This window comes from Prevotella sp. TCVGH, from assembly GCF_023522295.1.
Lineage (GTDB): Bacteria > Bacteroidota > Bacteroidia > Bacteroidales > Bacteroidaceae > Prevotella > Prevotella timonensis.
This window is the reverse complement of sequence record NZ_QFFX01000122.1, coordinates 1-2,740: the sequence shown is the minus strand read 5'-3', so window position 1 is coordinate 2,740 and position 2,740 is coordinate 1. Positions and strand designations below refer to the sequence as shown.

Annotated in this window: 3 protein-coding genes; all 3 read right to left on the bottom strand. The window is 41.7% G+C overall.

Annotation, left to right across the window (positions count from 1 at the left end):
• Nucleotides 1-643: 643 nt before the first annotated feature.
• Nucleotides 644-1,918 (bottom strand): type II toxin-antitoxin system HipA family toxin, encoded by a 1,275-nt coding sequence (locus tag DEM91_RS12340; RefSeq protein ID WP_249859101.1) that lies wholly within the window; start codon nucleotides 1,916-1,918, stop codon nucleotides 644-646.
• A 3-nt stretch (nucleotides 1,919-1,921) separates the two neighbouring features.
• On the bottom strand, nucleotides 1,922-2,239 hold the full coding sequence (locus tag DEM91_RS12335; RefSeq protein WP_036864224.1) for a helix-turn-helix domain-containing protein: 318 nt from the start codon (nucleotides 2,237-2,239) through the stop codon (nucleotides 1,922-1,924).
• A gap of 80 nt (nucleotides 2,240-2,319) precedes the next feature.
• Nucleotides 2,320-2,646, bottom strand: coding sequence for a hypothetical protein (locus tag DEM91_RS12330; RefSeq protein ID WP_249859100.1), 327 nt, complete (start codon nucleotides 2,644-2,646; stop codon nucleotides 2,320-2,322).
• Nucleotides 2,647-2,740 lie beyond the last annotated feature (94 nt).

Sequence of the window (2,740 nt, the reverse complement as noted above, 5' to 3'; positions counted from 1 at the left end):
ATTCCTTTCTTCCTTTACAGGCTTATGAAATTATGTGCATGAGAGGAGGGGTGCAACTGGGTTTTACGACTGACCCTCAATAGCTTCAATACCGTCATCGTAGCCGTTAGAACCACACGAGGTAAAGGACACTGGCAAAGATAGACTCGCTGCCATTGCTGCAATCAAAAAATAATTTTTCTTCATTTTTATCATATTTAAATACACGTTACTAAACTATGCACCCACTTAGGGCGTGATTGTTGCGGTTTTAAAGAAAACCTGCTAAAACAACAATCTCCATAGTTTGGTAGGTCACTTGGGCAAATACCCATTGGAGAGGGACCCCATAACATGTAATTCGCTCACAACAGTACAAGTCTGCCTTGACACCCGAACAAAGGGGGAGAGCAATTAATATGATGTTGCAAAGATAGAAAAAGTCGGCCAATGTTGCAAGAAAAAAGGCATGATTTTTTGTTTTACATAAAATCAAATTTCTTGTTTGGCAAACTTTATGCTTGCTTGGAAAGTATATATTTTGTTTTTATGCTTATTTGTTGTTTTGCTTTTATGTTAAGTTATCTTGCATAAAAGCATGAATGATGTTTTAATACAGTATAAGCAAAATGGGAGGCAGATAGAATGCCTCCCTAATTTAATCTCATCGACGAAGACCTGCTCCATATTGAAATTCCATACCCTGTTCAAAACGATCTGTGAAGTATGTTATCTCTCGTCGGGGAAGTCCTATGTCCTCTGCCATACTCTCCCAATACTTCATGTTCCTTGTTACATCCATGATAATGCCTCTTGCGGTGGTCTCATCCAGCATATAAAGCTCATGGGCATTGTAAAGGTGGTTGAGGGAGCTTTCATTTGTATTGGCATCGATAAGCAATGCCTGAAACATACTGTTCGTTGGGTTCATGTCATAGGCAGGGGACAATTCCCAGCCATCCTTACCAAGCAGGAAGGCATGATTCCTAAAGTGATCGTCGGTATTGCCAATACAGATGTTGAAGGCCACTCGCTTGTATAGCTCTTCCAAGTTAGCCTCTATATGGTTGCCACCGCCTGAAATGATAAAGTCCACTATATCCAAATAGCCTTTGCCATTCCTTTGTCCGTCGCCGTCAGTAAGGCCGAGGACGGTGAGCGAGGAAGCCATGTGGATTCTCTTGTTGTCTTCGGTTCTGTCAAATCGCTTAGACAGAAGTATGTCCTGGCCTGTGCCAGCTTTGATGACTTGTGTTTCTGCTACGGTGATGCCACACTCCTTAGCCATCAGATGGGCAAAGTGTTCCCATTGAGATACGTTGATGTCGTCATTGATGGAAGGGAACTTGGCAAGATAAAGCTGACCGCCACTTTGCACACAAGCCTTCGGACGTGCGCCTCCCATCGAGGAACCAGGCTGAAAGAGTCGTTGTACCCATTTCTTTTCAGGCTCCAAATGCTTGTATTCGCTTTTCTCAATCTCCTTGGCTGCTTGCAAAAGTTCGTCAATGTGTATGGCAGGTGGAACACTGTAACTGGGGGTAGAGCTGATAAATGAACCGTCTGTTGGGTCTTGAAAGCGGAAACCACCCATACGCATCTCATCTTCCACACCTTTGAGATAGTCCCAATCAGATAAGGTATGGCTTGCTTTCCCTTCTGTCTCCAGTGAGGCACGGAGGTCTATCAACCGTCGACCCCATCTGTCAGGAAGGGTATCAGAGAAGCAACCGAAGATATGATTGCCCTGGCTATATTGTACGCCAGTGTAAGGGCGAAGATCACATCCAAAATCTATCTTGGGATAGCGTTTGAGCCATGTTTTATCAAACTCAAAAGAGAACACGTCAGAACCTCTTAGGTATTCATGCCCAAGAGAGCCAACTTTCTCTTCTTTATCCATCCAGTCGAAACTGGCTATAACATCTAACTTTTCCATGTGTTATCTTTTTGAAGCTCGTTTCTTATTCTTGATACCCAAGTCCTGTATCATGTGTCCTAACTCATCATCTTTAGCCAAATGAAGAATGTCATCTTCGAGTTGCAGGGCATTGAGCACTCGCATTACCACACCGAGAGACACTGTAGGCTCACCTTTCTCCAAACGTGATAGGGTAAGCCTTGTGCATTGCGCACGTTGAGCCACCTGGTCCATCGTCAGGTCTCGGCGCAATCGGGCAAGGCGGAATTGCTCGCCCACCACGTTTAACTTCTCTTGTAATGCTCTGGTCATCCAGTTAGCTTTAGTAAACTTTGTCATAATGTATCTTTTACGGTGCAAAGATACAATAATATGTTTAGTTTATATTACTTTATTCTGGTATTTTTTTTATTCTTTACTTAATCCTCTTCTGTTTCCACAGGTTTTTTGATATTCGTATAATGGACTCCTGAAGGATTGCCTCCGAAGCACCAGCGGATGATTAAATTTTCATCCTCATTTCGAGGTGTTACTTTTGTACCATCTTTTAATGTAATTTCAACCCAGTCATCTTTCCCATGCTTGATGTATGCAACTTCTTCTTTTCTGAAGGTTATTGCATTAATACAGAAAATACCTTTTAGTGCATTTCTAAGAAGACCATATTGAATACACCCCAAATCGCATATATGAAGGAATGGGCGCGAAAACTTCTTAATAATACTGTCAGGTAAAATATCTTCCATTTCCCTGATAGAATTAACTTCATATCTTCTATGTTGCTTTCCAAATAATTGGAAAATATTTGTAATTTATTAACTGTTCATTATCATTCACTTA